Genomic DNA, 24,567 nt, shown 5'->3' on the forward strand with positions numbered 1-24,567 from the left:
CGTCAAACACTAAACTACTTTCCCTTATTTTTACCGCATGACGAAACTGAGTACCCGTTCCCGCACCGACCTGTATGTTCATATTGGCCTCATTATAGCCTTTACGGCTGTGTTGGTGCTGACCTTCTTCTTTGTTTACCTGCCCTTCTCGACCAATCACGGTCAGACCATTACGGTGCCAGACCTGAAGCATATGAGCCTGGACGAGCTTGAAAACTACCTCGAAGACCGCAAGCTACGCTACGAGGTGAGCGATTGCACGTTCGTGGCCGGGGGAGTACCCCTATCGGTTTTTGCGCAGTATCCAACGCCGGGTTCCAACGTGAAAGAGGGGCGTAAGATCTACCTGACGGTGATCAAACGAACCGCGCCAACGGTGGTGATGCCCAATCTTGTTGATCAGACACTGCGTACGGCCGAACTGCTGATGCGGTCGATGGGCCTGGTGATGGGCGATTTGACGTATGAGCCGGATCTGGGCAAAAACAAGGTGTTGCGGCAGTATGCCAACGGACAGGAAATTAAAGCGGGTTCGCCCATTGCCAAAGGCACGAAAGTTGATCTGATCATTGGCGATGGCGAAGGGAATGTATTTTTCCCGGCACCTGATGTGGTGGGGCAACCTTTCGACGAAGCGGTAACTGCCATTCAGGGCTCAGGTTTGCGGGTAGGCGTTCGCGTACCGGTCGATGATCCTGAGCAGGAAGTAGGCACGGTGATTAAACAGAAACCCAAAGCAGGTGAGCGTATCCGCGTAGGGCAATCTGTCGACGTGTGGGTCGTGGGGCCGGTATCAAGCGATGTTGATGAAAATCAGTAAGTTATTTCTTGTGGTGATGAGCCTGCTGTCGGGGCAAATAGCGCTGGCGCAGTCGCTGACACTACCTTTCTTCGACGATTTCTCAACCGCCCGGCAAACGCCTTCGCCAACCCGTTGGGTGGCTGGGAGTGGCGTGTACATTAACAATACGCTGACTATCAATCAGCCATCAGTCAACATCGCCACGTTCGATGGTCTTCGTGCCAGCGGAATGCCCTACAATCTGACCGACGAAAATGCGGAGGGTGGCACAGACACACTGACGTCGCTGCCTATCAATTTGGGTGGGCTGACCGTTGGCAATGGGGTATATCTAAGCTTTTACTGGCAGCGGCGCGGTTTGGGTGAACTGCCGGATGCTACCGATTCGCTCAGTCTTGAGTTTTTGGGAAATGACGGCAACTGGCGAAAGGTATGGACGCAGGGGGGCGGCGTGATTGATAATAATTATGCCTTTCAATTAACCCAACTTACTAATCCGGTCTTTTTTCATCCAGCCTTTCAGTTTCGATTTCGGAGCCGGGGCAGGCAGTCGGGTATGTTCGATTCGTGGCATATCGATTATGTGTATCTGAATCAAAACCGTACGGCCATCAATATTCCCCTGCGTGATCGGGCGATGCGTCAGCCTGTTACGCCTCTGTTGCGCCGTTATACAGCCATGCCATTGGGGCAGTTTCTGGCCAATCAGGCACGCGAAGTAACCGATACGGTCAGAAGCGATTTTACAAACCTCTTCACCGAGTTCATCCCCATTAACAGCCGATTCAGTGTTCGGGATCAGGTGTCGGGACGATTGCTTCAGGAGTCGATTCTAGCCAATCCAATCAACGCGCTGGGGTTATCGCGCAATCCGCTTGCCTTCCCCGTTCGCTTGCCCGGCGGTTTGTCGGGCCGGGCCGTGTTGCGAACAACATTTAGCCTCATTACCACCGATGCCAGCAGCCCCGACGTACCCGGTCTGGACCTGACCCTCAACGATACCCTATCGGCCACAACCGTGCTCGACGATTATTACGCCTACGACGACGGAACCGCCGAAACCGTGAAGCAGATCAATCAGCGATTGGGGCGGGTAGCGGTGAAGTTTGTGCTGAATCAGCCCGATGCCGTGCGCGGAGTACGTATGAATATTGCGCCTACCCGACGCAATCAGCAGGGGCAAACCGTTTTGTTGGGCGTGTATGCCGACAATAACGGACAACCCGCCGATCAGCCCATTCTGCAACAGCCTTTCTCAGTTTCGTATGCCGCTCAGCGCAATGGTTTCACCGAATTTATCTTCGCCAACCCGGTCAACGTACCTGATACGGTGTTTTACGTAGCCTTCTCGCAACTCGACGATCCGGCCATACCGGTGGGATTTGACCGAAACAGCCCGTTTCGGGATAAGCTATTCGTTAACCTGGGCACTCGGTGGGATCGGGTTACCGATCAGGATGGGGCGCTGATGGTACGACCGGTCATGAACAACGGCCCGGCCGTTATTACCGCCACCGAACCGACTGTAGCCGCGCTGCTGTTTCCAAACCCAACACCGGGGCCTATCAATTGGGGGGGCTCGCTGGCCGGAGCGGTACAACTCGATGTGCTCGATATAAGCGGCCGAACAGTACAGACATTACCTTTGTTGCCTACCCAGACCCACACGGATCTGGCTCATTTACCCGACGGTTTTTACCTGCTTCGTTTCACCAATGCGCAGGCTCGTCCGCAAACCCGAAAACTGATTATCAGACATTAAACGCAACCCGCACATAAGCTATGGATATTACCGTTCAGGAACTCCGCGAACGCCTCGACAAAGGCGAAACCCTCAACCTCATTGACGTTCGGCAGCCCGAAGAGTACGCTGAAGATAATATAGGCGCTACCCTTATCCCGTTGGGCGAACTGCCTTACCGTATCGATGAACTCGATGGCTTACAGGATGAAGAAGTGATTGTTCATTGCCGGTCAGGTGCCCGTTCGGCGCGCGCTCAGCAGTTTCTGGAAGAAAACGGGTTCAACAATGTACGCAATGTAACGGGTGGTATGTTGGCCTACCGGGCGTAACAGAGGTTTGTTAAAGTAGTACAAAAGCGAGTTTACGATCTACGTAGCTGATTCGTAAATCGGCATCATCAGGCGGCTTCTTCATCACTGGAGAAGCCGTCTTTTGTTATCAGTACAGGCCCACCGGGACTAATTGAGCCTATTTGTGGACCGTTCGCTAATTTTTGGCTGGTTGGGTGAATGGCTGGTGAAATGTTGATGTACTTAGTAGTAATCCGGGTGAAACCAAATGCCGTACTTACCGTCAATGCAACGAATTATAGCATTTTTTCACAAATGATGCACTCAACTATGACATATCCTTTTACTTCATTCTTCCTCAATCAATGACCGCACAACTACGTATTGCGGTTGTTCAGTTGGTTCGTATTGTTCTGTTTTGTTTCGTTGGTACATCAGGATGGGCGCAGCAGATCAATGTAATAGCCTTCGATAAATTGCCGCAGAACTACCAACTGTACCCCCGTAATGAGCAAAGTGAAGCACAGATTCCGATTGCCGGTCGGGTTAACGAGGCGGGATGGCAGTACGTTTCTGTGCAGGTATTCCGAAATAAGCAGGCCATTGGCTATAGGCGGGCCATCATTCAATACGCAGGCGCACAGGGTCGATTTACAGTTGACCCAATCACGATCAGAGCCGAAAAAGCCCAGTATGATGTCAGCGTTCACCTGGTAAAAGGAGCTGATTCCATACACGTTGTCAGTCGAACAAGCATAGTATCGGGCGATGTATACGTGCTGACGGGCCAGTCTAATGCGTCGGCTTTTTTTCGGGAAAAGCGCACCAACGAATTTTGTCGCACGTTCGGAAAAACCAGCGGCACGTATGGTGTTGAGGCTTCTAATCCGGCAGATACAGCCTGGGCCCTGTCTAATCAGACATTACTGGAGCAGAACGTGGGTACGTTTGGTTTTGAATTTCAAGAGTTTATTCTGTCAACATACGGTATTCCCACCTGCCTTATCAACGCTGCCTTTCACTGGTCGATGATGGCGCACCACGCTACCCGCACGCCCGGTAATCCGGCTGATTTGACCAACGGATACGGGCGAATGTTGTATAGATTGCAAAAAGGTGGCCTCGATAAGCATGTTAAGGCCTTGATTTACAGGCAAGGCGAGTCGGAGGCGTATGGAGAAGGAGTGAACTGGCCCGGAAACTTTGACACCTATTATAAAAACCTGAAAACAGATTTGCCATCCGTAAAGCAACTCTACGTTTACCAGATCGATATCATAGATCCAGCTGTAGCGGCGGCTCCACTAGTGCGCGAAGCACAACGATCGTTGGCTAATCGGTATCAAGATATTCAGGTACTTCCGTCAATTGGGACAGCTGGCTTCGATGGATTGCATTATTCCGACGAAGGCTATGCACAAAATGCGCAGGAAGTAGCCCGCCTGGTTGGCCGCGATTTCTATGGCGCAACCGACACCGACAATATTGATACGCCCATTATTAAACAGGCTTATTTTTCGAAAAAAGACGGCACTGAAATTACCCTCCGATTCAACGACGGGCAGGTGTTGACCTGGACAGATCAGTTTGAGAATGTATTGTTGAAAAACGTCTTTTACATCGACGGACGCGAAGGGGAAGTTACGGGTGGCAGAGCAGCGGGGAATCGGATTATACTGACGCTGAAAAACCCATCTTCAGCGACTAAACTGACTTATCTTCCCCCCAAGGTTGATCCGGGTGGCCCTAATTTTCCGTATCGGGGACCATATATCACCAATAAGCGGGGTATGCGGGCGCTGTCTTTTTACGAATTGTCTATTACAGAAACCATTGTCGGGCCGGATGAGCCTACTCCATTACCTGCACCAATCCTTTCCGTAGGCGTTGTGTCGGCCTCCTCGCTGCAACTTAGCTGGAATGCCGTTGCTGAAGCAACGGCCTATGTGCTGGAAGTGAAAGAAGCGAAGTCGGGTACGTTCACGGCATTGAAGCAACTTCCCGCCGGCACACTAACATACCTGGCCGAAGGGCTATTGACTAACAATGCCTATACATTCCGTATCAGAGCGTTGGGCAAAAATACCGAATCGGCCTGGTATCAGGTTGATGGCCAAACTCCGGCGGTACCAAGTGCGCCCGTTTTGCAGGGTGCGGCCACCTTTGCCAATGTGGTTTCGCTCGCGTGGCAACCGGTAGCCGAGGCGCTTGGGTACGTAATTGACCGTCGTTTGGCTACCGAAACAGCGTTTACTTCGGTTACGAGTGTGGGCGCAACTACGCTGAACTTCATCGACAGGCTGGTAAGTGACAACCGCTCGTATGTGTACCGCATAAAGGCTACCGGTCGGTATGCTGATTCGCCCTATACAACGGCCAATGTGCAGACGCCTGCTTTTCTGGCCCTGCCGAAAATTGACGTGGATGTGCTTTACAATAATGCGTTGTCGGTAAAATGGGAGGCTGTTGCTAACGCCGTCAGCTACGAATTGGCGCGCAAAACGGCCGATGGTGATTTTCAGAAATTAGGTACGTTCGGGCCTGATGTAATGATGTTGCGAGACACCAATCTGCTGATCGGCACCACCTATACGTACCAGATCAAGGCGGTTGGTGACCGAACCGAATCGCCGTTTGCCACCGTTACAGCTACCACGCCATCGTTGCTGGACACGCCCACTATCTCGTTAACTGTGGTGTATAACAATGCGCTGGAAATAAAGTGGACGCCTGTATCGAATGCTACTGCCTACCAGTTGGAGCGGGTTTCGCCTAACCAGGAGCCTACGGAAGTAGGTACGTTTACTGCTCAGGTGGTGGCGTTCAGTGATACGAATCTAACGCCCGGTACTACCTACACGTACCGAATAATTGCCATTGGTGATAAAACCGAGTCGCCCATTGTCAGCGTCAGCGCCGTTACACCCAATCGACTTGCTACACCTAACCTGCTACTGACTCCTGCTTCATTCGATGTGATGACCCTGTCCTGGGCTCCTGTTCCCGAAGCGACCCATTATTTGCTGGAGCGTAAACTGGCCACGGCAACCAGCTATGAAAACACCGTTAGGCTGGAGGCATTACAAAGCGCCTATCGCGATACCTTACTGACTCCCAGTACGGCGTACCAGTATCGGCTGACAGCTTACGGCAACAAAACACAGTCGGAGGCTGCGCTGGCTGAAGCAACAACACTTGTGCTCTTATCGGTTGATTCTGAGCCTACCACAACGGTTAGTCTGTGGCCGAACCCGGCTCCTGGTGGTCAGTTTTCGGTGCATCTTTCCAGCCCTACCAGTGGGTTGTTGCAAGTGTTGGATGTGCAGGGTAGTGTGAAGCTGGAACAGCAGCTGGTGAATGCCACGCAGGTTCCTGTAAGTCTGACCGGTTACCCAACCGGCATGTATCTCATTCGTATCCGCCGTGGAGCCGATACGCTGGTTCAGAAACTGGTTGTTAATTAGGGTTCAACGTTCAAGGTCTAATGTTTAAAGTTACGCTGCTTTACATCGAACAAATGATAACAGCAACGCAACTTGAAACATTAGACCCTGAACGTTAGACGTTTATCGCTTTCAGGATGCCTTCCTCCTCATCGGGGCTGAACCACTGAAATTGGTTCTGATGCCGAAACCAGGTTAGCTGCCGTTTGGCATAGCGGCGCGAGTTGCGTTTGAGTGTCTCCACCATTGTGCTGTGATCGCAATCGCCGTCGAGGAAGGGAAACACCTCTTTATAGCCTACCGTCTGCAAAGCGGGCGTATGTCGGAAATCAGCCAGCCCCTTCACTTCATCAATCAGTCCGTTGGCCAACATGGAATCCATCCGTTGGTCAATGCGGGCGTATAGTTCTTCACGGGGTCGTTGCAAGGCAATCAGTTTCGTCTCGAAAGGGCGGTCTGTAGCAGTCCGTTGCCGGAACAACGAGTACGGTTTACCGGTGGTGAGACACACCTCGAGCGCCCTCATTACCCGTTGTGTATTGTTCAGATCAGCCAGGGCAGCATAGGCGGGGTCGAGCTGAAGGAGTCGGGCTTGTAACGGAGCAATGCCTTCGGCTTCAAATTGAAGCTGTAATTGACCACGCAGGACTGGGTCACCTTCCGGCATCTCATCCAAACCCCTGAGAACTGCGTTTATATAGAGGCCTGTTCCTCCCGTCAGAATCACCAGGTCGAGGGTTTTGAAGAGTGTATCGAGCAGAGCCAGTGCTTCCCGTTCATACTGACCGGCGCTTATGGGTGCTGTAATACTGTGAGAATCAATGAAATAATGAGGTACGTTATCCAGTTCAACCGCCGAGGGTTTGGCTGTACCTATTGTCAGTTCACGATAAAGTTGCCGGGAATCGGCGGACACAACGACGGTGTTGAGCCGTTTTGCCAACCGAACACAGATATCCGTTTTGCCGACAGCCGTAGGGCCGGCGATTACAACAACCGTCTTACTCACAGGGAAATTATCAATAATAGAAACTGGCTACTAAACTACTGGCTTCAGGTTATAATTCAGTCACTCACTGATTTAAGAACGCAACAGAGCGATGATAGATTTGGTAGGGACTCGAAATACTTCCTGCCGTTAACCGGCTATGATGGTGGTGTAACCAACCGGGATTTTTTTGTAGTACGCTCATATTGAAATATTTACTTTTGTTTATATTTAAGGGTATTTTTGTTAATGTTTCTGCTTTTTTATGAACAACGTAACGAACAACCCTTAGCTTTGTTACGTCCTCTAATTTTTTACTAATCTGAAATCGTTGCCAGAATGGGTGGCGATTACACAACCAAAATGAACGAGAGAATTCAACCGGAGTTGATGGCCGAAGAAGAACGGCTTATTGTGAAGAAAGCATTGGAGGTTGTTTGTGGTAAGTGGCGGTTGTTTATTCTGTTGCATTTGGGCCAGAAAACGCGTCGTTACAGTGAACTACGGCGACTGCTTCCCGATGTTAGTGAGAAAGTCCTCATCCAGGAACTGAAGGCGCTTGTGTTGCTGGGGGTGCTGGAGAAGAAATCCTATAATGAGGTGCCTCCACGGGTCGAGTATCGGCTCTCGGAACGTGGTGTAGCAGTAATGCCTATACTTCTACAGATCAAAGAAATCGGTAAGCATTTTTTGCCCGCCGAATAGTGTATCAAACGCGTAAAGCCCGCCTGCAAACTCACAGGCGGGCTTTACGCGTTTAATTATAAGCTGCTTATGCAATACCGCCCATCCAGCGTTTCAGGGGTTTGGTGAAGAGCAGCATCAGCAGGCCGGCTCCTATGCCAAAATAGGCTACGCTTTGGAACAGGGCGGGCATTTGCGATACATTCTCTTCGTCGAATCCACCGGCAAATAAACCGGCGATGAGGTTGCCCAACGACGTACCCACAAACCAGACACCCATCAGTTGACTGGCAAACCGCTTGGGGGCCAGTTTCGAGAACGCGCTCAGGCCAACCGGGCTAAGAAAGAGCTCGCCCAGGGTGAAAAACAGGTACGTAAAGGTGAGGTACAAGGCCGATGTACGCACACCAGTCAGCGCTATTTTGGCCGCAACGACCATAATCAGGTACGCTAATCCCAACAGCACCAGGCCCGTAGCCAATTTGGCCGGAGCCGGATAATCAATGTTACGATTGGCCAGAAAAACCCACAGCATGGCCAGCAATGGCGAAAAGCTTAGGATAAACGCCGGATTGAAGTTCTGAAACCAGCTTGAGGGAAGTTCGAAACCAAAGAAATTCAGGTTGGTATAGCGTTCGGCGAAAATTTGTAACGATGTGCCTTGTTGCTCATTTCCAGCCCAGTACAGCGCCGCTGCAATAAAGAATACGAACAGAACAACCACCCGTTTTTTCTCTTCGGTGGTCAGTCCGCCCGCCAGCAGAATGAACAGGAAGTAGCTGACGGCAATCAGCGAAATAATGGTACCCATAGCCTGAGCCAGGCCAATAGCGGTGGTCAGATCCAGCACACCGGTGAACTGAAGCGTGCCCAGCATGACCACCAGTACGATCAGAAAAGCGATTAATGGCCGATTTCCGCCTTCTTTTCGGGTGGCGGTTTCGGGGCGTTCAGGTACGTTGCCCAGGTGCCCCAGGTGCTTTTGTCCTAACGTACGGAACGTGATCAGGCCTAGACCCATGCCCACCGCGGCCGCGCCAAAACCGTAATGCCAGCCTACTTTCTGACCTAGATAACCCACCGTTGTGATGCCCAGCAGTGAACCAAGGTTGATACCCATGTAGAAGATAGAGAACGCAGCATCGCGCCGGGCACCACCTTCGGGATATAGTTCGCCTACGATTGAGCTGATATTTGGCTTTAATAAACCTGTTCCCATAGCCACAATGGCAAGGCCCATATAGAATACCGCCGTGCCAGCCGGGAAGGCCAGTATAATGTGCCCCAGCATGATGATGATGCCGCCGTACCAGATTGATTTACGCTGACCAAGCAGGTTGTCGGCCACCCATCCGCCCGGTAGCGAGAGCAGGTAAACTGATGACGTATATAGGCCATAGATAGCGGCTCCTTCTACCTCGCTGAGGCCCATGCCGCCCCGAACATTATCGATCAGAAACAGCAGCAAAATGGCTCGCATGCCATAATAGCTGAAGCGTTCCCACATTTCGGTGAAGAACAGGACATAAAGGCCCGTGGAATGACCGGTTTGGGCAGCAGGGGCAGGCGTTGTGACGTTCATGAAGGAGAAAAAGCAGGCGTTTTAGTGGCCGTTGGTCAGGTGTCTGTAGATTTTAACCCCTAAATATAGCACAGAAGCCCGTTACTGAACTTCCGTCAGTATGTAGGCCTTCAGCGTGCTGGCTCGGGTAGCCGGGTTCAGGAACGTGCCTGTAAGACGGCTGATATGGTAATAGGGAAACAAAGCCAGTCGACGTACCTGGAATCCCTGCCGGGTTAATGAGTCGGCGTAGAGGGGGGTGGTCAGTACCTGTACAGGGCCTTGGCGGGTGATGCGCCGTAGGGTAGAGTCGGCATAGATATAATGCGTGGGCTGTTTGGTATAATACTCGTATGACCAGGAACTTTCGCCGTAGGTGGTGCCGCCATAAAACCAGGTGGTACGTTGCAACTCAGGGCGGCTGTTGGCATAATCGGCCGCAACCATACCGGCCTGATATTGCATAATGGACGGATACAGAAACAGATTGATCAGGCCGCCAACAATCACCATCAGCCCCACCATGCGTCCGGTCAGAATGGCCACGGGGTTGCCAAAGCCAAGTTTATACCGCCAGAAAACAAAGGTTGTCAAGAGCGCAATCAGGCCAATCCAGACCAGACCGCTCAATAGTCGATCGGGTTGATACACTAGCAAAATGCCCGTGACCAACGTACCTGCCAGAACGCCAATCACCGTTTGCGCAATGGTCCAGCGGCGCAGCCCGGTTGCCGACAACTGACTCAGGTAATGGGCAGCCAGTACGGCGTAGAATGGAAAGACAATGTTGAGGTAATGGGGTAGCTGAAACCGGGATGCCGAAAACAGAATGAATAGTGACAGACCGGCTCCCAGCGACAGGTATTCGGGCAACGGTGGCGCAACGGTCTGATGCTGGCGGCGAACCAACCCCAAAATGGCCCGTCCGGCGGCGGCATAGACTAGAAACGCCCATGGAAGCAGCGCCCAAAGCAGGGTATGCGTGAAAAATAACGGGTCGCCGCTGCCACGCAACGGCCCATTATTCAGAAAGCGCCCCATCTGACTATCCCAGAAAAAGAATCGTAATCCCGACGTACCTGACTGACCATATACGATTTTCTCGGGATGGGCGTCGAATTGCAGATACAGGGCATACAATTCGGGTGAAACGAACACCGCCGTTAATACAGCAGCCAGCAACCAGCGCGGATGCCAGAGTTGGCGCCATTGGCCCGTGAACGCACAATGAGCCACCAGGCCGGCCCCAACCGAGGCAATGGGCACCACCGGCCCTTTGGTCATCATGGCGCAGGCAGTCAATAACGACCCCAGCACCAAATGATAGCTCTTTCCGCCCTGTACGACGCGCATGAAATGGTAGGCAGGACCAATAAGAAACAGCGTTAGGAATGGCTCGGCACGTACATCTGTATTCGAGAGAATAACGTGGTAGGCAGATCCGAAAATCAGCGTAGCCACCTGGGCCACTACTTTCGGGTAATTGAGGCGGGCAAAACGATAGGTGTAGAACAGGCTGCCACAAAAACACAGCAACGCGGGCAACTTATAGGCCGCCGTGGTTACGCCCAGAATTTCCATGAACAGCACATTCAGCAGAAAGGGTAAACGTGGTTTGTCGAGCCACTCTACTTCGCATGAATACAGGTTGATGTAGTCGCCGGTGAGGAACATGCGCTTGGCCACCGTAGCATAGAGCCCATTATCAGGCTCCATAATTGGCAAACAGAGCGCCGTAAAATTAATGGTAACGATGAACCCGAGTAAGGTATAAAATAGTCGGTTAGACAGGGGAGCAGGGGTAAGCATGGGGTAAAGATATTATGTAGAGACGCAACATCTTGCGTCTCGGCTCGCGTCAGCAACACAGGCAAGCCTACAGGAGAAGTTGATTTGGGTCCGGTAAGAACCGCCTTCTAGACATTGCTGACGCAGGGGAGACGCAAAATCTTGCGTCTCTACGTGGTATCTTTACCCCATGCAAACCGCTAAACTCCTTATCGTCGACGACGATCCCGATGTGTTGCTGGCGGCCAAGCTGCTCCTGAAGCGGCACATTGGTCAGGTCGACATTGAGAAGAACCCCGATAAGCTTCCTTTCTTATTGGGAAATACACGCTATGATGCCGTGTTGCTCGATATGAATTTTACCCGTGATGTCAGTTCGGGTAAAGAAGGTTTCGACTGGCTCGATCGTATTCTGGATGCCGACCCAACGGCGCGGGTGGTCTTGTTTACGGCCTATGGCGATGTTGAGATGGCCGTACGGGCCATCAAGGCCGGGGCGGTTGACTTTGTCTTGAAGCCCTGGGAGAATGAGAAGCTTGTTGACAGCATCAAGACTGCCATTGCCGGGAAACACACCGCTGGCGATGGCAATGCGGCCCTGAAAAAGAGTGGGTCGGGAAATGCCGCGTCGGCGGACCGCTTCATTGCGCAGAGTGCGGCCATGCGGCAGATTGCCGAGACGATAGAACGGGTAGCTCCCACGGATGCGAACATTCTGATTTTGGGCGAAAACGGAACCGGTAAAGATGTGTTGGCCCGCGAAATTCACCGCCTCTCGACTCGTAGAGATAAATCGTTCGTTAGTGCTGATCTGGGTGCATTGCCCGATAGTTTGTTTGAAAGCGAGTTGTTTGGCCATGTTCGCGGTGCTTTCACCGATGCCCGCGACGACCGGGCCGGCCGTTTTGAAGAGGCACAGGGCGGCACCATTTTCCTGGACGAAATTGGTAACGTAGGGCTGGCGCAACAAGCTCGTTTGCTAACCGTATTGCAGCAACGGCAGGTGACACGGGTGGGCAGTAACAAACCACGCAACGTGGATGTACGATTGATCTGCGCCACCAATGCCGACCTGAACAACCGGGTGATGGATCGTTCGTTCCGGCAGGATTTACTGTACCGGATCAATACCATTGAGCTGCACATTCCGCCGCTACGTCAGCGCCCCGACGATATTGGTCCGCTGGCCGAGCATTTTCTGCGCATCTACCGAAAGCAGTATAACCGGCCGGTGGGGCAAATCAGCCCTGAATTGATCAAGCACTTAAAACAATACAGTTGGCCTGGTAATGTGCGCGAGCTGCAACATGCCATTGAACGTGCTGTTATTCTGGCTCGCGGAAACACGCTGACGCCCGACGATTTTTTCTTTGGCTCCTCACCGGCGGCGATGCAAAGCGGCGGAGGTTTACCCGGTAGCGATACGCTTCAGATCGAAGATATGGAGCGGCGCATGATTCAGCAGGCGATGCAAAAGCACGGTGGTAATATTACCGACGTAGCCCGCGAACTGGGCCTGTCGCGGCAAGCTCTGTACCGGCGGATGGAGAAGTATGGGTTGTAACTGAGTCTGGATAGTCGTTGAAGAGGAGTCCTGAGTCTGGAGAGTCTTTTTAGCGATACTTTCCAGACTCAGGACTCCTTTTTAACGACTATCCAGACTTTATAGAAAATGAATCGTTTTGCGTGGGGTATAGGCTGGCGAATGGCGCTGCTGGGGTTACTGGCCGGGGCAGTTGTGTATATTGGTCCCGCCAGCCGGTTAGTGCCTGTACTGATCGTCACCAGCCTGGTCTTACTGATGGTAGCGGTGAATCTGTATCAGTATGTAACGGGCATCAACCGTAAGTTGACCTACTTTCTGGAATCGGTGCGGTACTCCGATTTTGCGATTAGTTTCAACGCCGACAGTAAGTTGGGGCCGTCGTTTGCACAGCTAAACCAGCAGTTCAACGAAGTGCTGGAAGCGTTCAGGCAGGCGCGGGCCGAAAAAGAGGCCAACCTGCAATACCTCAACACCATTGTGCAGCACGTGAGCGTGGGCTTACTTGCTTTTGACGCCGCCGGTCAGGTAGAACTGGTGAATCAGGCCGCGTTGCGGTTGCTCGACACGTACCGGCTCCGCCTACTCACCGACCTCACCGAACAATACCCCGACTTGCCCGCCCGCCTCACTGGCCCCGACCGGCAGGCGGCCTTTGCCTATACCACCGCGAGTGGCAATGATCTGGCCATTCGCACTACCGATGTGCGGTTACGAGGGCGGTTGGTTACCCTGGTCTCGCTGCAAAATATCCGGTCGGAGTTGCAACAGAAAGAAGTGGACGCCTGGCAAAACCTGACCAAGGTCTTGCGCCATGAAATTATGAACTCCGTAACGCCTCTGGTCTCACTCACCGGAACCATGCAGGCCATTCTGGAGCATGATATTGTAGCCAATTTACCACCTGCCGACAGTATACCACCCGTTTTAGCCAATGCCGAGGTTGTTCACGAAGCGGTCAACGATTTGGGGGACGCGCTAAGCACCATTGCCCAGCGTGGCGAAGGGATTATGCGCTTTGTAGACGCCTACCGAAATTTCACCACTATTCCGGCACCTCGGATAAGCACCATCTCCGTGCAGGCAATTATGCAGCGCGTGGTTGGCTTGGTCCGGCCTGAATTTGAGGGTAGATCTATTACAATGACAGTTGTCTTGCCGGAGGAACCACTCACGATTCAGGCCGATGAGGCGCAGGTGGAGATGATTTTGCTGAATCTGCTCAAGAATGCGGGCGAGGCACTTGAAAAAACGCATAACCCCTGTATTCGCTTTGAGGCGTTAACTGATGGTGGTCGATCTGTGATTGATGTGACGGATAATGGCCCCGGCATTGAACCCGAAGCGCTCGACCAAATTTTTATTCCCTTCTTTACTACCAAGAAAACAGGTTCGGGTATTGGATTGAGTCTGTCACGGCAAATGATGCAGCAGATGGGCGGACAACTCACCGTGCGTACGAACGTAGAAAAAGGAAGTACATTTCGTCTTCTGTTTTAAACTATTTAGGTACGTTCGAGTCTATACAATAGGTTAGACAAAAAAAGGGTCGAACCAATCTGATAAAATTCTGTTATGCATTGCACAGATGGGGTAATTTATCGAATATTGCCTTCGTTTTAATCAAGACATGAACCAGCTCGTTTACATACAGGCCTCTTGCCACACGACGCCCTATCGGTTCAGGTCCGTGAGGACCCTATAACTATGTCCTGCCCACGTAGCAGGCCAATTTCGCCCCCTTCTTTTTTCTCAATTACAGGTTTCACATCCATCCGGATAAAAAACGTCTCCGTTTGAGGCCGCCATCGACCGTTGAGGTCGAGCGTTCAATAAATGACGATGATCACGCAAGAAGTAATCAACGACCAGTACATCATTCAGGTAGCCAGTGAGGCTCACCTCAATTTGGCTGATACCATCTGTAACGAGATGGAAAACAGTGCGAAGGCGCGGGGAACCGGCATCGCCAAACGCTCACCGCTTTACCTGATGCAGAAAATGCTGGAAGGGAAAGCAATTGTTGCCCAAACACTGGGCGGCGAGTGGGTGGGGTTCTGCTACATCGAAACATGGGAACACGGCAAGTTCGTGGCCAATTCAGGCCTGATTGTACACCCCGACCATCGCAAAAGCGGCGTGGCTACTCATATTAAGCAAAAAGCATTTGAGCTGTCACGTACCCGTTATCCGGATGCAAAAATCATTGGCCTGACAACCAGCCTCGCGGTGATGAAAATTAACAGCGACCTGGGCTATCAGCCTGTAACGCTCAGTCAGTTGCCGGGTGATGATGCCTTCTGGAAAGGCTGTAAAACATGCGTTAACTACGATATTCTGACGCGTACAGAACGGAAGCATTGCCTGTGTACGGGCATGCTGTATGATCCTGAAGAGAAGAAAGATCATAAGAAAGCTCCCTGGGATTTTATTAAAGACTCGAAATTTTACGAACGCTGGCAGCGGTTGAAAGAGCGTGTACTGCTCCGTTTCCACGATCGCCCGGCTGCCAAAAAAGTGGAGCGCGAACTGGAAGCAGCGTAGCTTTAAAGGCGGATATAGTAAAGGCGGTGATCATAACTGGTCACCGCCTTTTTAATTACACAATCGGCCGTCGGCGATGGACAAACCATTGTTTCAGACTAAAGACAACGTAACAGCACCCAATAACCAGCAACACATCGAGGCTGAATCGTTCAACTCCCTGCCAGGCGTTAGGCCAGTCGGCTATAGCCAGACTCACACCGATCATGCTGGCCGAGTGTATACTAACCAGTGCCATGAGTGCCCCGGGAATAAAACTATCCCGGTAGGAGGCAATGATGATGCCGCCCGCAATAGCTCCGCCTATAGAGAGCAGGATCTGCTTGGTGCCAGGTTCTGATAGGCTCTTGATCTCCGGGTTGCTCGTAAACTCGGCGGCTGTAGTGGCTCCGGTCAGTTGCATAAGCCAAAACGCCAGCCCAGCCGCGATGATCAACGTAAGATAGCCCAGCAACGTGTTGCGAAGACCATAACCGATCAAGTGTAGCCGACGGTGGGTTATTCCCAATGCTATTTTTGCCAGCGGGTCAAAGCCGGGAGCAAGCACAGAAGCTGCCATGAAACTTACCGCCTGCGGTGCCGGTTCAGAGACAAGGCCAACAGCGGCAATCATACCACCAATACCCATCAACATGATGTAATTTGTGGTAAGGCGGCCATTGTGGCGCAGGCTGGCTTCCATCTCCTCCCAAATTGCTTCATCATAGTCTTTCTCTATCCGCTGATGATTGGCTGGGTCGATCAGTGAAGCTAGTTCAGACGTGACTATGGAGTAGGGTTTCTCTGCGCAAACAACAGCAATGCATTGAAGGACAGCATCGGTGCCCCGGTTAAGCACGTGCAAGGTCAAAACATCACCAACGGGTTTGATTGAGATGCCCCGTTCAACGTTCATCCCAATCACGTTGGGCATGTTATGAAGTTGACCGATGAGTTCATCTGTGCAATTGGATGGAAGAGAAACGCTGAAGGTGCGGTGCATGGCGCGGCTTTGATAATTCGTGTGGTTTCAACGCTGTCTGATAGGCATTTGTTAATAGTAAGGGCTAATAATCCGCCTAAGTAGCCGATATTTGTAGGCGCATTAGCGAGTATATTGTATAACGGTCCATTCAGGTGGCTGCGATTAATAGTTTGATAAATGGCTGACAAACAAAAAGTTGTATTAGCATTTAGTGGGGGTTTAGACACCTCTTTCTGTGTAAAATACCTGACTGAAGATCGGGGTATGGACGTGTATTCGGTACTGGTCGATACAGGCGGTTTCTCGGCAGATGAACTTGCTGCCATTGAGGCGCGGGCTTATTCGCTGGGTGTTGTTTCACACGCTGTAGTAACCAAAACGGATGCGTATTATCAGGAATGTCTGAAGTTTCTGGTGTACGGTAACGTGCTGAAAAACAATACGTACCCGCTTTGTGTGTCGGCCGAGCGTATTTTTCAGGCTATTGCGGCGGCCGAGTACGCCCGCGAAATTGGTGCGTCGGCTATTGCACACGGTTCAACCGGGGCGGGTAATGATCAGGTACGTTTCGATATGGCTTTTCGGATCATTATTCCCGAAGCCGAAATCATCACACCAATTCGTGACCTGCGGCTATCGCGCGAGGCCGAAATTGAGTATCTGAAAAGCAAAGGCGTTAATCAGGAGTGGCACAAAGCAGCTTACTCAATCAATAAAGGGCTGTGGGGCACATCGGTAGGCGGCAAAGAAACGCTGACATCCAACGGTTATCTGCCCGAATCGGCCTGGCCAACACCCATTACTAAGTCGGGCGAAGAGGTGATTACGCTTACGTTTACGCACGGTGAGCTGAAAGGCATCAAGAGCGAAGCGTTCGGCAGTGAAACATTTGATAATCCGGTAGGGGCAATCCAACGCCTGACCGAATTGTCGGGTCCTTACGGTGTTGGGCGCGACATTCACGTGGGCGATACCATTATTGGTATCAAAGGCCGCGTTGGTTTTGAAGCGCCGGCACCGTTGATCATCATCAAAGCACACCACACGCTGGAGAAGCACGTATTGACCAAGCATCAACTAACCTGGAAAGAGCAGTTGGGCAATTTTTACGGTACCATGTTGCATGAAGGTCAGTTTATGGACCCTGTCATGCGCAACATCGAAACGTTCCTGTCTGATACGCAGGGGCATGTAACCGGTGAGGTGTACGTACAATTGGCTCCATACCGCTTCACTGTGTTGGGCATCGAATCAACATACGATCTAATGTCGTCGACGTTTGGCTCGTATGGGGAGATGAACAACGCCTGGACCGGTGATGATGTGCGTGGCTTCTCGAAAGTAGCGTCGAATCAGGTGATGATTTACGAAAAAGTAAAAGCAGGAAACTAAGTATCCACCATCCATTACCACTTTGGATATCGTCTTTGATGCCAGTCTGTTGGGCTTGGGTCATTTCCACCCACAAGCCCGTACCGGCGTGAATCGGGTTGCCGAGCACCTGGTGCGGGGGTTGGCCGACTCACCCGATGTGTCGCTATCGCTGGCAGCGCCTACCCATCTGAGTGAAACACTACGCTGGGTCGAAGATGTGATGCCGGACCGCAATTTATCCTTTGCGAACCGGGCTGGTGAGTTGCAATTGGCTGAGTGGGAGAAAAATATGCTGCGTGGCATGGACACCCGTAGCTTTATGTCGAAGGCTTTTCGCCACGTATTTTATACGGGTCGGAGAGCTTTCGGCCTTGATTCATCGCGCATTTCGCTGGATAGATACCCCAATAAAACGGTTTACCATTCCCCGTTTTTTGCCATTCCGAATTACATTGGCAGTGATCGGCGAATTCAGAAGGTATTGACGGTCAATGATTTAATTCCAATTCACCACCCCGAGTGGTTTCTTTCCGGTGAGCAGGCGGTGCAGCAGGCCATTCGTACCTTATCGAGCGATGCGCATGTGATCACTGTATCGGAGGCAACCAAAGACGATTTCTGCGAGTATACGGGTTTTGATCCCGAGCGGGTTACGCCCATTTATCTGGCGGCTTCGCGGCGGTTGTTTTACCCTGTTGCTGATCCCGATCGTCTTCACCTTACACAGGTACGGTATGGCATCCACGACCAGCCTTATCTGCTGAGTATTGCCACCCTCGAACCCCGAAAGAACATTCGGCATCTGGTGCAGTGTTTTGCCCGGCTCGTGGCCGAAAATGCCATTCCGACCGAGTTGCGGCTGGTGCTGGTAGGTACGAAAGGATGGAAAATGGACGAGTGGCTCACCGAAATCAGGGCTAGTGAGCAGTTACTTTCGCGCCTGATTTTCACGGGCTACGTGCCCGACGAAGAACTGGCGGCACTCTACAGTGGAGCTACGGCATTTCTGTTTCCATCGCTCTACGAAGGGTTTGGTTTGCCGCCACTCGAGGCGATGCAATGTGGGCTACCCGTCATTACATCTGATGTATCGTCGTTGCCCGAAGTAGTTGGCGACGCGGCTATTACCGTTTCTCCTACCGATGGCGACGCACTTTGTCAGGCCATTATCAATGTAATTAATTCTACCGATCTTCAGCAGGAACTTCGGGCCAACGCCCTTCGGCGGGCCAAGCTGTTTTCGTGGGAAAAATTTACCCGTCAGCACATCGACGTGTATCGTAACCTTTCAAATTCATGACCATTCAGGCAGGTATTATTGGTGGCGCAGGCTACACCGGCGGCGAACTGCTCCGTATATTAATCAATCACCCCTTTGTTACCCTTGCTTTTGTGCACAGCCAAAGTCAGGCCGGGAAACCCGTTTGGGCCACGCACACCGACCTGCTGGGCGATACTGATCTGGTATTCAGCGGTGGTGAAACGGAGCCACTCGTGCAACAGGATGAGCTGGATGTGTTGTTTCTTTGCTCAGGACACGGCCAATCAGCTAAGTTCTTGGCCGACAACGACGTACCTGAACACGTAACGATCATTGACCTCAGCACCGACTTCCGCGATGAGACCAATGAGTTTATCTATGGGTTGCCTGAGTTACAGCGCGAACGTATTCAGCAGGCCGACCGGATTGCCAATCCCGGTTGTTTTGCCACGGCTATTCAACTGGCGCTGCTTCCGTTGGCTAGCGAGGGTCGTTTAGTGGATGCTGTTCATATCAGCGCCGTAACGGGAAGCACCGGAGCAGGGCAGGCACTGGTGCCGACTACCGGTTTCACCTGGCGTAATAACAACTTGTCTGTTTACAAGGCATTTACGCATCAGCATTTGGCCGAGATAAGGCAGAGCCTGACCTACCTGCAACCGGGCTTTAGCGAAGCGATCAATTTTGTTCCGTACCGCGGCGATTTCACGCGGGGCATCATGGCCAATGTGTACACGCCATTCTCAGGTACGTTGGCCGAAGCGCTGACTCTGTACCGCAATTACTACACCACCCACCCATTTACGCACGTCAGCGATACGCCGGTAGACCTGAAGCAGGTGGTCAATACCAACAAAGTGCTGTTAAGCCTGGAAGTACACGATGGTCAACTGCTGATTACAAGCGTTATGGACAATCTGACAAAAGGTGCTTCGGGGCAAGCGGTGCAGAACATGAACCTCGTGTTTGGCCTTCCCGAAGATGCCGGTCTACGCCTTAAACCGGTTGCTTTTTAATGCACGAATCAGCCTGAGAGGCCAAAAACATACACGAATCAGCCTGAGAGGCCAAAAACATAAGCGTCCATACTATCAGAACGGACGTTGGGTCTTCTTGAACGTGAACGTTAGGCAAGTCTTCGCTGAATCTCAAGAACGAAATCAATGCTAGCGCTACTATCTTCAGCGATCTCCTGAATCGTGAGTTTTCCGCGTTTTAATGCTCTGGTTATTGCTTCAGTTTTGACTGCTACGTTCTCTGCGTTTCTTGCTTCTTGAATTTTCTGCTTTTCAGCTTTCACTGCTTCGGCGTTAGCCGCTGTCACACGAGCGAAATATGCCCGCTCCTCCGGGGTCATCTTGCGCGTATCCAATTCGTCAATGGCTCGCTTGAGCCATTCCTCATTCCAGAAGGCCGGGTACTCCGTAGGTTGGGTGGTATGAATCGTCTTCATGGTGTAAACTAGTTTTTCTAAATCAGTCTCTATATCAGCTACTTGCTTATTGAACTTAGCCAGTTCTACCGTGATAAACGTCATTTGGGTATCAATGATTTCACCTCTTTCACTTCGTAGATTAGACACATTATGAAAATAGGGTATAGGCAGAATGTTCTTCGCCAAAATGGCAACAGCATAGATTTTAGGCAGATTAGCATAGTCGAACTCACCACGCTCCACCACGGTGTTAAACTTGTGGAGCGCGTAGAACTTCATGCGCTGCACAAAATGCGGAGCTAGCCCTAACTGCATTTCAACAATAAACTGACTTCCGTTTTCATCGGTGCATGCCAAATCAAAAATGCCACTTCGGCTGTCAACGGTCAATGCTTCGAAAGAGTTTTTGTCAAAATGTATCTCCCGAATAGGTGTTTCGGACTTGATGAGTGCCTGCAACGCAGTACGAAGAAACAAACTGTCGGCTTCGTTGCCAAAGGTAGCTTTGAACCCATAATCGGAAATAATTGGAATATAAACGCCGGCCTCCATGTGGTAAAGTTACCTGAAACAACACTTAAATATTATGCCACTGTTGGCCCCGCTTTTCTTTTCGGCAGTAGCCTAGCAGAGAGGTAGCGCATTAGTGGTTTCTCGACCAATCGGTGCGTTAGAATGCTCAGGTACGTTACCACAATGACCAACGCAAAGCAGGCAAGCGGTACGCCTATGGCCGAATAGGTAGGAAAAGCACGCGTTAACAAACGGGTGAACGGCAACAGAAAAGGCGTGTGAATCAGGTAAATCAGGTACGAGGCATCGCCGGTACTGATGATCCACTGAGGAAGTTTAGGATGACGTATGTATTCGTAAGTGAGCACGGCGATCAGTAACAGCAGGCTGGCTACGCCGTAATGCAGTAGCCGTTCGCCGAAAAACTCGTTGGGTGTATCACCAAAACTATACAGCCATACCAGACCAAGCAGGGCGGCACTGATACCTTCCCATTTACTGGCTTTATGGTGGATAAAGCCGTAGCCTATCAGGGCACCAAGGGCAAATTCAGCATTTAACGGATTGAACCAGAAATAGGCCCATACGGTGCTTTGTCCGTCAATGTATTCCTGTTTGGTTAGGGCCATATAGAGGGTGCCAACCAGAAAAAAGGCGGGAATCACCCACAGTTTCCGCGAAACGATCAGGCAGGCGAAGAGCAGGTAAAAAAACAACTCGTGGCTTAGGCTCCAGCTCACAATGTTCAGGGCATGGTGATGGGGGGTTAGTAGAATGGTATCGAGGCCGGGCCAGCGATCGGCGATTACCTTGCCTACTCCGTCTGGGCGCAACCACAGGCTAATTGCCATCAAGAGTGTCATCAGTGCAATGGTGAGCCAATAGATCGGGTACACGCGGATAGCCCGTTTGGTCAGGTACGTTCGCAGTGTATCGGGGCGGCCAATATAGGCCTGACTGGTATAAACGATCACGAATCCGCTGATGACGAAAAACAGATCAACGCCAGCGAAACCCCGTTCAAATAAGCCAAACCATAAGGCTTCGCCATATTTACCATCCACAAACTGAGTGAGGTGGAAAGCTACAACCGTCAGTGCTGCCACCCCCCGCACGGCCTGAATCGTTTGCAGCTGTTGCCGGGCAGGCATATCGGCAGCAATGATTGGTTCGGGCACTGGGTTGGGCTGAAAGAGAGCAGACATAGACTTGGTTACTAATTGACCCTGACGGTCGGGATGATAACGGGTAGGGTTATGCGTTGTTTCAGACTACGGCTGTATCCTTAGTCAGGCGGCGGTTTATGGTCGATTGATAGGCGTTGAGCAGTTGATCGGCCACAACCTGAATGTCGTACCGTTGACGAACCAGCTTTTGTCCGGTCGTGCGTATCTGCTCCCGGTATGTTTCGTCGTGCATCACTTTTTCCAAGCTAGCCAATACACTCTCGGGGGTGAGGTCGGTGAGGCAGGCGGCACCCGTTTCGCGAATAACTTCGCCAAAACCAACCCGGTCTGATACGATGGCCGGTGTGCCCGAGGCCATGGCTTCGAGCACAGCCATTGAAAAGCCTTCAGAATAGGAGGGAAGTACAAATACATTGGCATCGGCAAGGGCTGCTTTTTTGTCGTCATCCATCAGCATACCCACCAGCTTTACCTTTCCTATTAAGCCATTGTCACGAATAAAAGCCTCAGCCGTAGCCTGATACCCATCGTCGGGACCTGCCAGTACCAGAAGCGCGTCGGGGTGGCGCTGGGCATACTGCTGAAAAGCGGGTAACAGTAGATCGAGGCCTTTTTTGATGTTGAGGCGACTCATGAACAGAATGAGTGGCTGTTTGTCAGGAATGCCGTGCTGCTTTCTGAACGTACCTGTAGCGGGTAAGGTCTCGAAATCGGCCATGGGAATGCCGTTCGGAATAATGACCACATTTGGATGCTGGTGACCCAGGTAACGGATTAGGTCGCCCTGTTCGTCGGTGTTGTTGATCTGAATCAGGTCGGCCCGGTTTAGCAGGCGTTTTTGCAACACAATGGATAGCAGTTTCTTCTTCCAATAGCTATGCCGGACAGCCCATTTGTCGAGCAACCCGTGAATGGTGATCACCTTCGTAACCGACTTATCTATCAGAAAAGGGGCAAGGCTTCCGAAGTGCCAGATTCCATGACAGTGAATGATGTCGTACTCATGAATATGGGCTTTCAAGTACTGATAAAGCGGGGTTGAATACTCCCGGAATACACGGCTGAAAGGAGGCGTACGCAGTACCGGAATGATCCGAACACCTTCCGGAGCCGGATAAAGCTCATCGCCCGGCGACATAGGGCTTAGAATATCGACCTGATGACCGCGCTGAACAGCAACACCTGCATGATCATAGATGATGCGGGCGGGGCCACCAATGGCCCAGGTGTAAGCGCAGATATTCAGAATTCGCATAATAAAACTGTCTGGAACAGACGATTGAGGTTAATGTGTAGAAAGGCGAAGCAGGGCGTTGTACATAGCTTTACCAACGACGTCAGGATTGAAGGCTTCTACCAGTCGAGCCGATTTGGTACCCATTTGAGCGAGATCGTCGGGGGCGGCGGTGATGAGGCGACCAATTCGATCGGCCAGTTGGTCGGTCTTGTCAGGGTCGAAGCGGTAGCCGTTGACTCCATCCTGCACCAGATCGTCGATGCACCCGCAGCGATCTGATACCAGTACGGGCAGTCCGCAGGCCATGGCTTCGTTGACAACCAAACCCCAGGGTTCTGATTGGCTGGGCAACACCAGTGCATCGGCCAGGGCCATAAATCGGGGGACTTCCTGCCAGTTGCAGCCAGGTAAGAAGTGAATTCTATGGGTTAGATTAAGCTGACGCACCTGTTCTTCAAGGGCCGTTTTTAGATCGCCTTCGCCCAGCAAAATCAGCCCCCATTGAGCCGCCGAGTTAACCCGACAGGCAGTGGCAAAAGCATCGATGAGGGCGGTCAGGTTCTTAATGGCGATCAAGCGGCCTACGTAGATGAGGTTGTGGGGAGCCAGGTGAAGGGCTCTCTGCACATCCAGTCGGTTGGGTTTAGCTTCGGTGAAGATCTTCCGTAGCTGTGCGTTATCGACAACGGCATTATTCTGTACCAGAATGCGATCCCGTTTAGCGCCCAGTTCCACAAGGTAGTCGGCGGCGCGGGTGCCGAAGCAGAAATAACCGTCGCACAGGCTGACGAAGGCTTTTTTGATTCGTTCACGCCAACCCGTTCGGGCATTATCGAGGCTGGTCGATTCGCTCTGCAAAACAACTCGGCATCCTTTCGCTTTCAGTACCAGACCAAGCAGGAGTTGAGCTGGGTCGTAATAGCCAGTCAGCAAGACCACATCCGGTTTAAAAGCCAGTCCGTGGCTAAGTAGACCCCGAATGCGGCTCAGAAGTGAAACCTGTTCGAGTGGCCCATTATGGAGGAGCGTGAACGGATACCCCACCGCCGATGCTTCAGGTACGCCCAACCCGGCCCGATGCCCTTCAGTAAGGGCGATCTGAATGACCAGCATGGTATCTGTAGTCGTCATTTGTTCAGCTAGTTTTCTGAACAACAACGACTTATAGTGCGCCCAAAGCGTGTTGTGAATGATAAGCAACCGCATAGG

The 24,567-nt window shown here is 51.7% G+C and carries 19 protein-coding genes; 11 read left to right on the top strand and 8 right to left on the bottom strand.

The annotated features are described in order from the left end of the window. The first annotated feature begins 37 nt into the window (after positions 1-37). From ACAW87_RS03390 to ACAW87_RS03405, 4 genes are all read left to right on the top strand, one after another. Entirely contained in the window at positions 38-820 is a 783-nt protein-coding gene (locus ACAW87_RS03390) for a PASTA domain-containing protein (protein ID WP_370721735.1), read from the top strand. After that, positions 807-2,564 (top strand): T9SS type A sorting domain-containing protein, encoded by a 1,758-nt coding sequence (locus ACAW87_RS03395; RefSeq protein ID WP_370721736.1) that lies wholly within the window; start codon positions 807-809, stop codon positions 2,562-2,564. Before ACAW87_RS03390 ends, ACAW87_RS03395 begins: the two co-directional genes overlap by 14 nt. A 20-nt stretch (positions 2,565-2,584) precedes the next feature. Next, positions 2,585-2,875, top strand: a complete 291-nt coding sequence (locus ACAW87_RS03400) for a rhodanese-like domain-containing protein (protein ID WP_370721737.1) — start codon at positions 2,585-2,587, stop codon at positions 2,873-2,875. A gap of 326 nt (positions 2,876-3,201) precedes the next feature. Continuing rightward, positions 3,202-6,300 carry a sialate O-acetylesterase gene (locus ACAW87_RS03405; protein ID WP_370721738.1) on the top strand — a complete coding sequence of 1,033 codons (3,099 nt, stop codon included), beginning with the start codon at positions 3,202-3,204 and terminating at the stop codon, positions 6,298-6,300. 94 nt (positions 6,301-6,394) lie between these two features. On the opposite strand, the gene miaA is transcribed toward ACAW87_RS03405, so the two are convergent. Then, positions 6,395-7,288 carry a tRNA (adenosine(37)-N6)-dimethylallyltransferase MiaA gene (miaA, locus tag ACAW87_RS03410; protein ID WP_370721739.1) on the bottom strand — a complete coding sequence of 298 codons (894 nt, stop codon included), beginning with the start codon at positions 7,286-7,288 and terminating at the stop codon, positions 6,395-6,397. Between the two features lie 342 nt (positions 7,289-7,630). On the opposite strand from miaA, the gene ACAW87_RS03415 reads away from it, so the two are divergent. Beyond that, complete coding sequence (locus ACAW87_RS03415) at positions 7,631-7,972, top strand: winged helix-turn-helix transcriptional regulator (RefSeq protein ID WP_370721740.1); 342 nt, start codon at positions 7,631-7,633, stop codon at positions 7,970-7,972. A 67-nt stretch (positions 7,973-8,039) separates the two neighbouring features. Here ACAW87_RS03415 and ACAW87_RS03420 read toward each other — a convergent pair whose 3' ends face one another. Both ACAW87_RS03420 and ACAW87_RS03425 read right to left on the bottom strand, forming a co-directional pair. Next, positions 8,040-9,533, bottom strand: a complete 1,494-nt coding sequence (locus ACAW87_RS03420; RefSeq protein WP_370721741.1) for a peptide MFS transporter — start codon at positions 9,531-9,533, stop codon at positions 8,040-8,042. Between the two features lie 81 nt (positions 9,534-9,614). Continuing rightward, positions 9,615-11,321, bottom strand: a complete 1,707-nt coding sequence (locus ACAW87_RS03425; RefSeq protein WP_370721742.1) for an ArnT family glycosyltransferase — start codon at positions 11,319-11,321, stop codon at positions 9,615-9,617. A gap of 169 nt (positions 11,322-11,490) precedes the next feature. Here ACAW87_RS03425 and ACAW87_RS03430 point away from each other — a divergent pair, with 169 nt between their 5' ends. From ACAW87_RS03430 to ACAW87_RS03440, 3 genes are all read left to right on the top strand, one after another. Next, entirely contained in the window at positions 11,491-12,864 is a 1,374-nt protein-coding gene (locus ACAW87_RS03430) for a sigma-54-dependent transcriptional regulator (protein WP_370721743.1), read from the top strand. Positions 12,865-12,972: 108 nt separating this feature from the next. Further along, the gene (locus ACAW87_RS03435) at positions 12,973-14,343 is read left to right on the top strand and encodes a sensor histidine kinase (RefSeq protein ID WP_370721744.1); all 1,371 of its coding nucleotides are present in this window, start codon (positions 12,973-12,975) and stop codon (positions 14,341-14,343) included. A gap of 342 nt (positions 14,344-14,685) precedes the next feature. Continuing rightward, positions 14,686-15,387, top strand: coding sequence for a GNAT family N-acetyltransferase (locus ACAW87_RS03440; protein WP_370721745.1), 702 nt, complete (start codon positions 14,686-14,688; stop codon positions 15,385-15,387). Positions 15,388-15,442: 55 nt separating this feature from the next. Here ACAW87_RS03440 and ACAW87_RS03445 read toward each other — a convergent pair whose 3' ends face one another. Further along, the gene (locus tag ACAW87_RS03445) at positions 15,443-16,369 is read right to left on the bottom strand and encodes a DUF389 domain-containing protein (RefSeq protein WP_370721746.1); all 927 of its coding nucleotides are present in this window, start codon (positions 16,367-16,369) and stop codon (positions 15,443-15,445) included. A gap of 159 nt (positions 16,370-16,528) precedes the next feature. Between ACAW87_RS03445 and ACAW87_RS03450 the strand changes: the two genes are divergently transcribed. Genes ACAW87_RS03450 through argC form a run of 3 tightly spaced genes read left to right on the top strand, consistent with a single transcriptional unit; the run spans position 16,529 to position 20,002 of the window. After that, entirely contained in the window at positions 16,529-17,743 is a 1,215-nt protein-coding gene (locus ACAW87_RS03450) for an argininosuccinate synthase (protein ID WP_370721747.1), read from the top strand. Positions 17,744-17,765: 22 nt separating this feature from the next. Further along, on the top strand, positions 17,766-19,025 hold the full coding sequence (locus ACAW87_RS03455) for a glycosyltransferase family 4 protein (protein WP_370721748.1): 1,260 nt from the start codon (positions 17,766-17,768) through the stop codon (positions 19,023-19,025). Next, positions 19,022-20,002: an N-acetyl-gamma-glutamyl-phosphate reductase gene (gene argC, locus ACAW87_RS03460; RefSeq protein WP_370721749.1), complete on the top strand. Its 981-nt coding sequence runs from the start codon at positions 19,022-19,024 to the stop codon at positions 20,000-20,002. The genes ACAW87_RS03455 and argC overlap by 4 nt, the downstream gene beginning before the upstream one ends. Positions 20,003-20,112: 110 nt before the next feature. Here the strand turns inward: argC and ACAW87_RS03465 are convergent, their stop codons facing one another. The 4 genes from ACAW87_RS03465 to ACAW87_RS03480 all read right to left on the bottom strand — a co-directional run bounded on the left by ACAW87_RS03465 (position 20,113) and on the right by ACAW87_RS03480 (position 24,564). After that, on the bottom strand, positions 20,113-20,973 hold the full coding sequence (locus ACAW87_RS03465; protein WP_370721750.1) for an Rpn family recombination-promoting nuclease/putative transposase: 861 nt from the start codon (positions 20,971-20,973) through the stop codon (positions 20,113-20,115). Between the two features lie 32 nt (positions 20,974-21,005). Further along, the gene (locus ACAW87_RS03470; RefSeq protein ID WP_370721751.1) at positions 21,006-22,139 is read right to left on the bottom strand and encodes an acyltransferase family protein; all 1,134 of its coding nucleotides are present in this window, start codon (positions 22,137-22,139) and stop codon (positions 21,006-21,008) included. A gap of 61 nt (positions 22,140-22,200) precedes the next feature. Continuing rightward, positions 22,201-23,376, bottom strand: coding sequence for a glycosyltransferase (locus ACAW87_RS03475; protein WP_370721752.1), 1,176 nt, complete (start codon positions 23,374-23,376; stop codon positions 22,201-22,203). Positions 23,377-23,406: 30 nt separating this feature from the next. Beyond that, the gene (locus ACAW87_RS03480) at positions 23,407-24,564 is read right to left on the bottom strand and encodes a glycosyltransferase family 4 protein (protein WP_370721753.1); all 1,158 of its coding nucleotides are present in this window, start codon (positions 24,562-24,564) and stop codon (positions 23,407-23,409) included. Positions 24,565-24,567 lie beyond the last annotated feature (3 nt).

This window comes from Fibrella aquatica (assembly GCF_041321135.1).
GTDB lineage: Bacteria > Bacteroidota > Bacteroidia > Cytophagales > Spirosomataceae > Fibrella > Fibrella aquatica.